General features: G+C 38.9%; 11 protein-coding genes. All 11 read left to right on the forward strand.

What is annotated here, in order from left to right:
• Positions 1–2 precede the first annotated feature (2 nt).
• The 11 genes from ACFQZI_RS03295 to ACFQZI_RS03345 all read left to right on the forward strand — a co-directional run bounded on the left by ACFQZI_RS03295 (position 3) and on the right by ACFQZI_RS03345 (position 12,980).
• Positions 3–1,190 carry a glycosyltransferase family 4 protein gene (locus ACFQZI_RS03295; protein WP_377138350.1) on the forward strand — a complete coding sequence of 396 codons (1,188 nt, stop codon included), beginning with the start codon at positions 3–5 and terminating at the stop codon, positions 1,188–1,190.
• On the forward strand, positions 1,183–2,187 hold the full coding sequence (locus ACFQZI_RS03300; protein ID WP_377138353.1) for a hypothetical protein: 1,005 nt from the start codon (positions 1,183–1,185) through the stop codon (positions 2,185–2,187). Before ACFQZI_RS03295 ends, ACFQZI_RS03300 begins: the two co-directional genes overlap by 8 nt.
• Positions 2,184–3,515, forward strand: a complete 1,332-nt coding sequence (locus ACFQZI_RS03305) for an O-antigen ligase family protein (RefSeq protein ID WP_377138356.1) — start codon at positions 2,184–2,186, stop codon at positions 3,513–3,515. Before ACFQZI_RS03300 ends, ACFQZI_RS03305 begins: the two co-directional genes overlap by 4 nt.
• Entirely contained in the window at positions 3,505–4,572 is a 1,068-nt protein-coding gene (locus ACFQZI_RS03310) for a glycosyltransferase family 4 protein (RefSeq protein WP_377138359.1), read from the forward strand. The genes ACFQZI_RS03305 and ACFQZI_RS03310 overlap by 11 nt, the downstream gene beginning before the upstream one ends.
• 89 nt (positions 4,573–4,661) lie before the next feature.
• Positions 4,662–5,009 carry a serine O-acetyltransferase gene (locus ACFQZI_RS03315; protein ID WP_377138362.1) on the forward strand — a complete coding sequence of 116 codons (348 nt, stop codon included), beginning with the start codon at positions 4,662–4,664 and terminating at the stop codon, positions 5,007–5,009.
• Positions 5,010–5,024: 15 nt separating this feature from the next.
• Entirely contained in the window at positions 5,025–6,041 is a 1,017-nt protein-coding gene (locus ACFQZI_RS03320) for a glycosyltransferase (RefSeq protein ID WP_377138364.1), read from the forward strand.
• A gap of 4 nt (positions 6,042–6,045) precedes the next feature.
• On the forward strand, positions 6,046–7,137 hold the full coding sequence (gene wecB, locus ACFQZI_RS03325; RefSeq protein WP_377138367.1) for a non-hydrolyzing UDP-N-acetylglucosamine 2-epimerase: 1,092 nt from the start codon (positions 6,046–6,048) through the stop codon (positions 7,135–7,137).
• A gap of 14 nt (positions 7,138–7,151) precedes the next feature.
• Complete coding sequence (locus ACFQZI_RS03330; RefSeq protein WP_377138370.1) at positions 7,152–9,284, forward strand: hypothetical protein; 2,133 nt, start codon at positions 7,152–7,154, stop codon at positions 9,282–9,284.
• Positions 9,284–10,882 carry a heparinase II/III domain-containing protein gene (locus ACFQZI_RS03335; protein ID WP_377138374.1) on the forward strand — a complete coding sequence of 533 codons (1,599 nt, stop codon included), beginning with the start codon at positions 9,284–9,286 and terminating at the stop codon, positions 10,880–10,882. Before ACFQZI_RS03330 ends, ACFQZI_RS03335 begins: the two co-directional genes overlap by 1 nt.
• Positions 10,882–12,048 carry a glycosyltransferase family 4 protein gene (locus ACFQZI_RS03340; protein ID WP_377138376.1) on the forward strand — a complete coding sequence of 389 codons (1,167 nt, stop codon included), beginning with the start codon at positions 10,882–10,884 and terminating at the stop codon, positions 12,046–12,048. The genes ACFQZI_RS03335 and ACFQZI_RS03340 overlap by 1 nt, the downstream gene beginning before the upstream one ends.
• Positions 12,048–12,980: an NAD-dependent epimerase/dehydratase family protein gene (locus ACFQZI_RS03345; protein ID WP_377138378.1), complete on the forward strand. Its 933-nt coding sequence runs from the start codon at positions 12,048–12,050 to the stop codon at positions 12,978–12,980. The genes ACFQZI_RS03340 and ACFQZI_RS03345 overlap by 1 nt, the downstream gene beginning before the upstream one ends.
• Positions 12,981–12,988 lie beyond the last annotated feature (8 nt).

The following is a 12,988-nucleotide window of genomic DNA, read 5'->3' on the forward strand; positions in this document are numbered from 1 at the left end:
AAATGAAAATTTTACTCACGTCATATTATTACAAGCCTCATTTTGGAGGAATAGAAAACTCACTTTTTTATTTAGCACAAACCTACAAGCAGCAAGGGCACGAAGTTTTAATTGTAGCAAGCGATAGCGGGCCGGCCGATAGTAGATTGCCTGCCGAAGAAGTTATTGACAATATTAAAGTAAAGAGGTTCCGCTCCTATAACCCTAAAATATCGGCACTCAAAATTTTAAAATTCTATAATGAGGTAAAGGCCTGTGCTTCCTTTTTTAAGCAGCTTAACTTTTTGCCAGATGTTGTAGTGACGCGTAACCACATAACCGGCTATGCGGCTGTAAAAGCCGGATTTAAAAACATAGTTTACATAATACCTGGGGTAGTTAAAATTCAGGACAGGGGCTTTGCCGGTATTAAGTCATCGAGTTACTTTGTTAAGAAGCTAAAAGACATAGTAGTTAGCTATGTTTTTATGAAGTATCTTGAGGGTATTCAAGTGGAGTTATTAAATGCCTGCAAAAAGATAATTGTGTTTAGTAAAAACATGGGTGAGCAAGTGTTAAGTGTGGCACCGGCATCAAAGGATAAAATTGTAATAGCCCAGCCTGGTATCGATACCAATTATTTTGCAAACTTGCCGGGTAAAGATGAGGCACGTAGACAGATAGGTATCGATAAGGATAAATTTGTGTACCTCATCCTTTCACGACTTGTGCGTCAAAAGGCTATTGATATTGCAATTAGAGCCTTTAAAGCCATTGATCATACAAACGCAATACTGCTAATTGTAGGCGACGGCCCAGAGGGAAGTACGCTTAAGCAACTCGCTGCTGATCTTGAACTGACAGATAAGGTTTTGTTTATGGGCAAAACACTTACCCCTAACATTTTTTACACACTTGCGGATGTTTATTTGCTGCCATCTGTACACGAAACATTTGGGCAAACCATTATAGAAGCTTTGTTTGCGGGTAAACCCGTTGTAGCGTTTGATTCTAACCAGCCGGGCATAAAAACCGCCAGTTCAGAAATTATTGACAGCGGCTCCGGTATACTTACTCAATATAATATAGAGGCATACGCGGCTGCTATGGCCGAAATAAGAAGCAACTATGCAGCATATCAAATAAATAAACAGGTGGTTGCAGATACATACAGCTGGAATAAATTGGCGGAGGCAGTTATAAATGGTTAAATACGCATCATACCCACCACCGCAATATTCCGATAATCCGTTTCTGGCGCTTTTATGCAAATGGCTCAATTTTTACGGATGGGAACTTTGCGTATTTAATTTTAACATCATCAATCTTATTAAAAACGCCGGTAAGGTGCAGGTGTGTTATTTCCATTGGCCACAGGTTAGCTGGCGCAAGGGTGGTATGTTAAGATCTTTTATTAAATGCCTTTATTTTAGGTTTAACTGCATTGTGGCTAAAACGTTAGGATATAAACTTGTATGGTCTGCACATAACGCTTTGCCACACGAGTACCGTTCATACAACCTGGAGGTATGGATGAGGAAGTTTATTGTAAAGCACTTCGAAATTATTGTAGGCCATTCCACCAATAGTTATACCGAGTTGCAAAAGGTTGTACAGACAGATTTTAGCGACAAATATGTGTTGGTAGAACATGGCACTTACGAAGATTTTTACAAGTCTGGCCACAGATACACAAAGGAGAAGTTAAATGTCCCACCCACTAAAAAGATTGTGCTTTTAAAATGCAGTAAAAAGGACTATCAGGGCAGCGCAGATGCTATTGAGTTTTTAATAAACGGCCAATTGCCGGAGCATTTGGTTTTCGTTTTAATAGGAAGCATATCTGATGAGCACAAAGCCCGGCTGCATAAAATTCCTCAAGTAATTGTAATAGACGGTAAGTTGAACGATGCCGATTTCGCCAACTTTTTTGAACTGGCCGATATTGTATGGATGCCTTACAGAAGGATCACTACATCGGGTTTTTACTTTATGGCATTAACCTTTAAAAAGCCTGTGCTGGCAACTAATATTGATTTTTTTAAATTACATTCTCAGCAGGGTATGATATATTTGTACGATAATAACAATTTGCAGGAAACCATTAATAGCCTGCTGCTCAACTATAACACCGCATTTGATTTTGATAAACTTCTTGATCGTTTCAGTTGGAAGAATAATGTAAGAAGCCTTATTGAACGTATATGACAAAAAATAGTGTTTTTAAACACCCAGGTGTAAAAGCCTTTTTTCTTTACTTTATTGCCTCGCAAATAAACGACCCTTTATCTGTTAGTTTTGGTGGTATACCTGTTACACCAATTCAAATAGCCATTATTGCAGGAATAATCATGACCATTAAATACTGGTCGTCTTTTGTTTACAATAAGTTGGCGTTGTTTTATGGATTTTTGTTGTTGATTGTATTATACACGTTCGTGAAGCTTTTAAATGAAGGCGAAATAGCTTTATACTGCTTAACATTAATGTTTAATTTGGTATGGGTGACATGTGTTTCATCTGCATTAATTAAGATCAAGATCAAGAAAGACGATTACACTTTGGTGCTAAAAAGGCTTATGCTCTGCCTTATTCCAAGTATTATTTTTGGCAGTTATGAATTTATTACCCGCAAATATCTCTTCCCCGAGGGCTTAGGCGGCGCCATGAAAGTGGGCCTTGATGATAACAATTTTTACATTAGAGGCGGGTTTAGAGATAAGTTTGATTTTTCATCATTTATTTTATTTGGCCCGGTTATTTTCCTGAGTTTTTACCTAAATAAGATCAGGCTATCGTTACTATATAAGGGTATCGCGCTGTTATGCACTTTTCTTTTACTGTTCTCATACTCTACATCTGTAATCCTTTCTTTTGGGGTTATTCTTGTATATGCTTTACTATTCATGGGGAATATAAAAAGATCGGTTCCGTTGATAGGTGCAATTGTTGTGCTGGCCCTGGCTTCTGTTACATACATCACGCAAAGCGATATTTATAAAAATCAAATAAATGCATATAACTTAAAATACCAGCGGCAGGTAGAGGATAAAGATGAATCAAGTTTTAGATGGAATGCTATTAAAGTAGGCCTTGAGCATTTTACTGATAAACCCATATTCGGCTTCGGGCTGGACAATGGAAAAAATGTAATTTTTAAATATGCGCCAACTATAAGTAACAAGCCAACTAACAGCCACAATTACTTTATAAATAACCTTTTAGATTTTGGCCTGCTTGGCTTTGGTGTATTGTCTGCCGCTTTGGTGAACATCTTCTTTTTCTATCGGAAAACCAAAAAGTGGAGATCGCTGTATAAACCGCTTTCCGATTTTTTAACAATGCTTTTTATTTTCAATATCATAACATTCCAGTCTTACTACCACTCGTTTGACAGGAGTATGTACTTCGTATTGATCTTTTTTGTGTTTTTTTATTTTTCTCAAAAATTAAATGATGAGAGTACTAATATGCGTTCGGAAAATTTCGGCGGGAGGAGCGGAGATGTTGGAGTCGAGGTTAGCAGTGGAGCTTAACAAAATAGGTGTCCCCGCAGATATTTTAAGCCAATACAATTTAGGGTTTTTAGACACCCCAAATGATGTTAAAAAATGGAAGGACGCCGGCGTGCCTCAAATTGTTTGGCTTAATGCAAACACATTAGGAGGTGTTTTTTCTGCCGTATTTAAATTGGTTAATCTTATCAGAACCAACAAATACAATTATGTTATAACAACTAATACAGGTTTAGATACAATAGCCGCGATAGCCCGGTTTTTTATAAAATTTAAACATTTAGTAGCCCTGCATGATTATCCGCATGGTTCGGTAACAAAAGCCCCTCGTTTTAAGCTTTGGCGGTCGTTAGTTGTTAAGAGTTTATTTAAAGCTTACGCCATATCAGATTTTGTCAGGAATGAAAATCTCAAATACATTTCAATAGCCCCGGATAAAATACAAACCATACATAACTCTATTGACCTAAATACCTTTACCAATGATGCTGGTAAGGAAACAGATATTACTGAAAAGCTAAATGCGGTAAAAGGGAAAAAACTACTATTTATTGGCCGCTTGGTAAAAAGGAAGGGGATAGATATTTTATTGAATGTATTATCGCAACTGCCTCATGATGTGTCATTAATTATTGCCGGCGATAGCTTTGATAAAGCGATTGAAGAAGGTGCGGCCAACTACCGCGATGAAATAATAAGCATTATACAGCAACTTAAACTTGAGGACCGTGTGGTGTTACTTGGCCAGTGCAAAGAGGTATATACCATTATGAAACAATGCGACGTAATGGTACACCTTGCAAGGCATGAGGGTTTTGGGTTAGTGTTACTGGAGGCGTTTGCAGCAGGCCTGCCGGTAGTTACATCAAACATTGGCGGGATACCTGAAGTGTTAAAAGACACATCTTACAAAGCAATTGATCTGAATAATACTGAAGAGATAATATCAGAAATTAATTATTTGCTTAACATGGATGCTAAAGAGAAGCAGATGATAACAGCACAGGCTAAAAATACGCTCGAGTATTTTTCTGATAAAAGACGGGCCAAAGATATTGCCGAAAAAATATTGATATGAATTTAATACACCTGCACCGGATAGCTAATTTTTTACATCGCAAAAGAATCCCTCTTTTGCCTAAACTGTTATACTATATACAGTTTTTAATGTTTAACAGCAGTTTACCTGCAAGTACACAAATAGGTAAAAAAAGCACGTTTGCTTACGGGGGCATAGGTGTTGTTGTGCATGCCCGTGCAATTATTGGCGAAGGCTGTGTAATTGGGCAGGGTATTACTATTGGTGGCCGGTCAAAAAAAGTAGAGGTGCCCAAAATTGGCAATAATGTTTATTTAGGTGCAGGGTGCCGCATTTTAGGCGACATTGTTATTGGCGATGAAGTGGTTATTGGCCCCAATAGCGTTGTGTTAACTGATGTGCCATCAGGGTCAATTGTGGTAGGTGTACCGGGTAAAATTGTAAAAACCGGGATTGTAATGCGCGATTTTGTATAACGTAGCTTTAAAGCAATGAGTAATATTAAGTTTTTAGTACTTGGCCCAAGGATAAACCATAAACAAGGTGCCGGGGGGGCGGTAGTTTTATTCGAAAACTTAATTGAAGAATTAGACTTAGCCGGGCTTAGTTATACCCTTATAGATACCAATAAAAATAATTACCGCCGTAAAAGCCTGTCTATCCTAAACATTGTTTATCAATACATATTGCTGCGTAAAAAACATGATGTTGTGTTTTTTAATTCATCTCGCGATTATATCTACCTGCTGCCCCTATTTCTGTTCTTTAATATTATTAGCCCTAAAAAAATAGCCCTACGAAAATTTGGCGGCGAACTTGACCAGGATTTGACTAAGCCCGTTAAAGGCGCTATTATCAAATCTCTTTTAAAAAGGCTCGACGTGTTATTTGTTGAATCGAAACTATTGCTTAACGCGGTTAAAAAATATAATGTCAATACGCACTGGTTTCCTAATGTACGAAAGAAAAATACGGCTAATGGCGATCTTAACACATATAATAAACAGTTTGCATTTATAAGCCACATAAAGGCCAGCAAAGGTGTTAACGAGTTACTGAATGCTTTTAAAGATCTGGATAGTTCTTACTGCCTTCATTTTTACGGCGCAGTTGTAGAGCCCGCTTTGCTTGATCTGATAACCAGTACCCCGAACATAGAATATAAAGGCCAGGTATTGCCGGCAAATGTTTACGATACTATAAACAAATACGATGTAATTGTGTTACCCACCTATTATGCCGGAGAGGGGTACCCGGGCATTTTGATAGAAGCCTATGCCTGTGGCAAACCGGTTATATCAACCAACTGGAAACAGGTGCCGGAGATAGTGGATGATGGTTCAACCGGGTATTTGATAACACCCCGGTCGATAACCGAGTTAAAAGCAGCCATAACAAAAATTAACAATGATAATTACCAGGTACTTAGAAAGAATGCGATCGTTAAGTTTTACGATTTTGATTCCAGCGTAGTATCTAAACGGATCTTTAAAACCTTATTAATATAAAAATATGCTTGTAGATATAATAGCCGGTGCCCGCCCTAACTTCATGAAAATTGCCCCAATTATTGCAGCAATCAAAAAAGCCGCTTTAGAAGGGAAAGATATTAAATACCGTTTGATACATACCGGCCAACATTACGATAAAAAAATGTCGGGCGATTTTTTCGAACAATTAGGCATCCCCGAACCAGATATTAATTTGGAGGCTGGCGGTGGCACCCAGGCAGAGCAAACCGCAGCCATCATGATCCGCTACGAAAAAGTATTGATGGAGCACCGCCCCGACCTTGTTTTGGTTGTTGGCGATGTAACATCAACTATGGCTTGCTCCATATCTGCCAAAAAATTAAACAATATTAAAGTTGCCCACATAGAGGCTGGTATTCGCAGCGGTGACTGGACGATGCCCGAGGAAATTAATCGTATGGTTACAGATGCCATAACCGATTACTTTTTCACGACATCAGAAACAGCCAACATTAACCTTAAAAAAGCAGGAATTGATGATAGCCGCATATTTTTTGTAGGGAATACCATGATAGACACGCTGCTAACACAAATGCCAAACTTTAAGGAACCACCTGTTTGGAATGAATTGGGTTTAAAGCCTAAAGAGTATATAGTTATGACGCTTCACCGCCCTGCCAACGTAGATGAGGAAGATGGCTTAAGGAAGCTAATGAGTGCAATTGTTGATTCATCCAGGGGTTTACCTTTGATATTCCCCGTACATCCCCGTACAGCTAAAATGCTAAAGAGCGTGGGTATAGAGGCACCAAACCTGCATATGATAGATCCCTTAGGTTACCTGGAATTTAACTATTTGGTACAGCACGCTAAAGCTGTAGTTACCGACTCTGGCGGTATAACCGAAGAAACTACCGTTATGAATGTGCCTTGTATGACCTTACGTAACAACACAGAGAGGCCCGAAACATGTACCATTGGTACTAACGAGCTTTTAGGGACGGATCCGGTTGCTATACCACCCGCATTCGATATACTTTTTAATAACGAATGGAAAAAAGGCGCTATTCCCGACCTTTGGGATGGTAAAACATCCGGACGTATAGTTGATGTATTGTTAAGGTTATTTTAAACGTTAACAATTGTATGGTATATAAGGTAAAATTAGCTTGCACATTTTTGTTAGTGCTGTTTAGTGTAGCTGTAAGATCTGCTTTCGCGCAAAATTTAGCTTTAAATAAAACTTATACAGTATCTAAAAATAGCAATTATAGCTTAACGTCGCCCGATAATAACCATACCCTGCTAACCGATGGCAACTATACAAATGGTTTTTTCTGGAAATCCAACACCACTGCAGGCTGGGAATTTACACTCCGTATTTATATAACCATACCCTTAGGCGATGTAAGTAATATTGGTAAGATAACTTTTAACACAGCCAGGGGGAAATCTGCCGGGGTGGAGTACCCGTCGCATATATTTGCATTTACATCAACTGATAACATTAATTACCAGTACCAGGGTGATATTGCAGCCGATCCCAATAATACGTCTGGAGATTATGCTGTAAGGAAGTTTGTATTAGACAATATTAACGCGAAGGCCGCGTATGTTAAGCTGGCTATTGTGCCTAATGGTTCTTATGTTTTTTGTGATGAAATTGAAGTTATAAAAGGTAATAAGAGCAATAATGCCAACTCTAAAAATGTGCTTGCAACCGATATCGACAGGAATGTTGATGTGATGGTTTCAACATTATCGCATATTAATAAATTGCAAACAGTTGCTAATGGTAATGCCGATAGGAGCGGGAGTGTAGATGAACAGTTAAAACAGGCTCAAAATAAATGGGCGGCCAACCAACGAAACGCATTTAAAAATGATATTGTAGTAAGCAAAATAAATCCGTGGGACAGGGTAGCCGTTCCTTACAAGCCTAATAACACTACAAATTATAAGTACACCATAGCTACAACCGTAAATGGTAAACAATATGGAGCATTTGTTATAACCAATCTGGCAAATAGTAAACGTGTTGTAAAATTAGCGGCCACAAGTAGTTCTGCGGCGGTTAGTAGTACAGCTTTATATTCCGTGCCTTATGTGATGACGGGCAAAAACTATGATGAAATTGCCGATCCTTTGATCAACGTTAAGGACACTATCTCGTTAAGCCCCGGCGAATCGCGTGTAATGTTTTTTAAGATCACTGGTAAAGCTGCAGGCAGTGCATTAACAAATATCAAGATCAGTTCGCAGGCATTCGCGCTAACCCTGCCTGTAAATGTTAGTGTTGCCGGAGTGGTTACGCCTAAAAAACCGTTGTTAAATGCCGTTAATTGGGCTTATCTAAACTTTCCGATGCTAACAGACAGAAGAGAAGAGGCGGCCGCCGACCTGATAAGCCATGATATTAATACTATTGTTATCCCGCCTAACGCGCTACCCTATGTGGTAAATTCAGATTTTACGGCTTATCGCGCTTATTTAGCAAATGTAAGTGCGTTTAGCAAACTGCTTATTTATATAAATTTCCCAAACAAAAATAATGCTAACGGCACAACATTTATGTCGGCCGATTGGAAGAGTAAATTTATTACCTGGTATAACAGTTTAGTGCAAAACTCCAAAGTGGCAGGGTTTAGCGAATCGCAAATATACCTGTACCCTTATGACGAAGTAGCAGACAAAGACCTGGACGATTTTTATAATTTTTTAACATGGTTAAAAAGCGATCATCCGTCAATAAAAACTTATGCAACAATAGCATCAACAGCCAGGTGGCAAAAATTAGGGGCATTGCTTTCCATTATTCAAATTCGTAATACCCCCGCTATGATAGCTGCCGTTAAAGGTAGCCAAAAGGAAATTTGGATGTACGATATAAAGGGTTTCGCCGAAACGCTGTCGCCATATTCATATTACCGTTTAATGGCATGGGGTGCTTTTTTAAACGACATAAAAGGGATAGGCTTTTGGAACTATGCCGATTACAGGAACAATGCCGGTAATAAAGCTTTTTTAACAAATTTTAACGGAACAAATAATACCAATTATTCGGTAATTTATATGGGCCCTGGTAAAAGCATTATATCTACCAGGCGGTGGGAAGCCTTTAGTTTGGGTATGGACGATTATGAATTATTAAGATTTTACGCTAAAAAATTCGGAATGGCTAAAGCGAAGGCGTTAGCTGCGACAGTTTTAAATAATCCTGATGATTATAGCAAGGCCGATAAAATACGTAACCAGATGATTGCATCACTAAAACGATAATGAGCTTAAACGGAATAATAAACAAGGGGGTAAGAATATATCACACCGTAAAATTTTTAAAACTTAGCCAGGTGTTTTACCAGCTAAAGTACCGTATAGCCACTGTAAAAAGCCTAAAACCTCTTGTTGCTCCACTACATAATAAACACCTTGCCTTTAAGGTAGAAACACCTCAGGTGGCCTCTGCAACTAATGATGCGACATTTAACTTTTTGAATCTGCAGGTGGTTTTTAATAATAATATTGATTGGGACTACCAGGGTAATGGCAAGCTGTGGAACTATAACCTGCAGTACTTTAATTATCTGCAGCAGCATGATTTGCCAAACCACACCAAGCAGGCATGGTTAAAGCAAATTGGCGGGTGGTTAAAAGATGGACATTTAAAGCCCGAACCGTATCCGGTATCTTTACGTGTGATGAACACCATTCGTTTTATCACTAACCAAAAGCAGGTTGAGCCTGTTATTATTGATGATCTGTTCGCACAATTATCGTATCTTAATCATAACCTCGAATATCATATTTTAGGTAATCACCTTTTAGAAAATGCTTTCGCGCTGTTTATGGGCGCACATTTTTTTAATATGGATACCTGGCGGCAAAAAGCAAAAGCCGTACTTTACAGTGAACTTAAAGAACAAATACTGAATGATGGGGCGCACTTTGAGTTAAGCCCGATGTATCATCAGATCATCCTTTTCCGGGTTTTAGAACTGGCCGATTGGTACAGTAATGCAGACGGTAATGACACGGTTTTTCTAACCTTTATTAAAACAACTGCAGCTAATATGTTGGGCTGGCTTAAAAATATCACCTTTAGTAATGGCGACATCCCACATTTTAATGATAGCGCAGATGGCATAGCCTATAACAGCAGCCAGCTGTTTGAATTTGCACAACAACTGGGAATTAAGCCGGTAACGCAATTAAAATTAGCCGGGTCGGGCTATCGTAAGTATCAGTTCAATAATTACGAATGTATTATTGATGTTGGCGCTGTAGGTCCAACATACCAACCGGGCCACAGCCATTCTGATGCTTTGTCATTTGTATTATATAACAACAGTTTGCCCGTTATTGTAGATACCGGTACCTCAACCTATCAGATCGGCGATAAAAGAAACCATGAAAGGTCTACAAACGCGCACAATACTGTAGAAATTGAAGGAACTAACCAGTCGGAAGTTTGGGGTGGTTTTAGAGTAGGGAGGCGCGCCGAAGTTACCATAATTAAGGATACTGCGAACGAGCTAACCGCAGTGCATAACGGTTATCAAAAAAAGTTTGCGGCTAATCATCAAAGAAATTTTAATTTTGCCGGCGATCTTATTCAAATAGAAGATAATATATCCGGAAGTGCAAACTTGGTTTGCAAAGCCCTGTTCCATTTTCACCCTAATTGTAATGTCCAGATACAGGGCAACGATAAAGTACTGATAGATAATATAGCTACCATGGCGTTTAGCGGTGCAACCCGACTTGAAATGCAGCACTACGAAATGGCAGATGGTTATAATAAGTACCTGCCGGCAATTTGCCTGGCCGTATCATTTAATAATGATTTGAAAAGTATTATTGCGTTTACCTCAATTTAATGAAAAAAATACTCTACCTAAGCTTTTATTTTGAACCAGACCTGTGTGCAGGATCTTTCCGAAACTCTCCTTTAGCCAAAGAGCTTGCCAGGCAGGCCGAGGGTAAAGCTACAATTGATATAGTTACCACGTTGCCCAATCGTTATAATACGTTTGATACCGAGGCACCGGCTTTTGAAGAGCGGGGGAACATCACTATAAACCGCATCCTGATACCAAAACACAAAAGCGGGTTTATGGATCAGATCAATTCGTTCAAAACATACTTTTCAGAAGCTCAAAAAATAGTTAAAAGTAAAAAGTACGATCTGGTGTTCGCATCATCTTCGCGCTTGTTTACAGCTTATTTGGGTTATAAGATCGCCAAAAAGAAGAACATTCCACTATACCTGGATATACGCGACATTTTTATTGACACCATGCAGGATGTACTGCAAAATAAAGCGGTAAAAGCAGGCGTAATACCCGTGTTAAAAAGTATAGAAAAGCGGGTGTTTAATTATGCCAGCCATATTAATCTTATCTCGGGTGGGTTTGAGCCTTACTTTACAAAGTACAAAAAAGCTAAGTACTCGTCGTTCTCTAACGGAATAGATCCCGAGTTTATGAACTTGAGCCCTACGGTGTTTGCTAATAAAGAGCAGCGCCTGATAACTTATGCAGGTAACATGGGCGAAGGGCAGGGGCTGCACAAAATTATACCCCAGGCGGCAAAGGCGCTTGGAAGCAAGTATAAATTTTTAGTTATTGGCGATGGCGGAGTGAAGCAGAAATTGGTAGACGGGATAGCAGAGCACGGCGTAACAAATGTTGAATTAAGGGGACCCGTATCTCGAAAGGAGTTGCTTGCAATATATGCAGAGTCGGACTTTTTGTTTTTGCATTTAAATGATTACAATGCATTTAAAAAGGTGCTGCCATCAAAGGTGTTTGAATTGGGCGCTTATGATAAACCTATTATTGCGGGTGTGGCCGGCTTTGCCAACCAGTTTATTGCCAAAAATATTCCTAACCGTATCCTTTTCTTGCCCGGCGATGTTAATGATATGGTTGGGCAGCTTAATAATTATGAATACTCTTTAGGCTTTAGGAATGAGTTTCTGCACAGCTTTAAAAGAGAGCAAATTAATAAGGAAATGGCAACTTCAATATTAAGCTACTTATAATGAGTAATGTATTAATTTCGGGCGCATCCGGCTTTGTGGGCCGTAATTTAAGCGCACACCTTGCAAATTTGGGTTACGGCATAACTAAATTGGTTAGGAGCAACCAACCCGGTAATAATGAGCTATTATGGAGCGAACTTGATAAGCTTATAACAGCAGATGTTGATGTAATTATTCATTTGGCCGGTAAAGCTCATGACCTTAAAAATACGAGTAAACCGCAAGAGTATTTTGATGTGAATACGGGGCTTACTACACAATTATTTGACAATTTCTTAAAAAGCAAGGCAACTCATTTTATATATTTTAGCAGTGTTAAAGCCGCGGCAGATACGGTTGATGGTGTTTTAACCGAAACAGTTAAGCCCAACCCTCATACTCCTTATGGTAAGTCGAAGCTTAAGGCAGAGGAGTATATATCAGACCAGCAATTGCCGGCAGGTAAGTTTGTTTACATTATAAGGCCGTGTATGATACATGGGCAAGGCAATAAGGGGAACCTAAATTTACTGTACAAGTTTGTTAGTAAAGGCATCCCATATCCGCTGGCAGCATTTGAAAACCGACGGTCGTTCTTATATATCGAGAATTTGAACTTTATAATTGGCCTGCTTATTAAAGGCAACACAGTACCATCAGGTATTTATAATGTTGCCGACGATGCAAGTTTGTCAACAGTTGAGGTTGTGACAATAATATCGCAAACATTAAATCGCAAACCCAATTTATGGTTTGTTAACCGGGCTGTTTTAAAGTTTGCGGCTACTATTGGTGATAAACTAAGGCTGCCCCTTAATTCCGAAAGGTTAAAGAAACTAACGGAAAATTACGTTGTATCAAATCAAAAAATAAAAGATGCTTTGCAGGTAGCAAACCTGCCATTTAAAACTCAGGATGGGCTTAAAAAAACCATCGAAAGTTTTAATAACTAATAATATAG

The sequence above is a fragment of the Mucilaginibacter lutimaris genome (assembly GCF_042676625.1).
Taxonomy (GTDB): domain Bacteria; phylum Bacteroidota; class Bacteroidia; order Sphingobacteriales; family Sphingobacteriaceae; genus Mucilaginibacter; species Mucilaginibacter lutimaris.